This window comes from Treponema sp. OMZ 805, from assembly GCF_050937395.1.
Lineage (GTDB): Bacteria > Spirochaetota > Spirochaetia > Treponematales > Treponemataceae > Treponema.
In genome coordinates this window covers 1-510 of sequence record NZ_JACCLP010000060.1, presented here as the reverse complement: position 1 = coordinate 510, position 510 = coordinate 1, and the positions used below count along the sequence as shown (strand labels likewise).

The following is a 510-nucleotide window of genomic DNA, read 5'->3' as shown; positions in this document are numbered from 1 at the left end:
CTTAGAGGTTCAAGACGGGCCGTTCAAATTATGGGAGCGGCGCAAAACCGAACTTTTGATAACAAAACTTGAGCTTGCGCAAGAAAAGCGCATTGCCGATTTAGTTACCAATTTGGATGGCCGCAATACAAAGCTTTCGGGGAAAGGAACGAAAGCGGAACATAAATGGTCTGGAGCCTCCGATACGGCAGGAGGTAATCCCGTTGAAGCGATCGACGCGGCGATAAAAAAATGCTTTTTCCGACCCAATACGATGGTGCTCAGCGAGGCTGTCTATGATGCCCTTGAATACCATCCGGTTCTTTTGAAATACCTCGGTGAAGCAAACTTGATAAAAAAAGTTGACGAGGCGAACCTTGCAAAGCTTTTCAGAATTAACAAGGTCATCATCGCACAAGGCAGGGCGGATTTTGGCAATCGAAGTGAAGATAAAAAGGTTACCCCTGAAAGTATCTGGGGAGACTCGGTCGTTCTTTGCTACACCGACTCCCGGTGGGATCAACCGTGCGG

Annotated in this window: 1 protein-coding gene; it reads left to right on the top strand. The window is 47.8% G+C overall.

The window, feature by feature from the left end; translation table 11 throughout:
• Positions 1-510 (top strand): hypothetical protein (locus HGH47_RS12290; protein WP_432912778.1); only part of this gene is annotated, 510 nt, incomplete at both ends.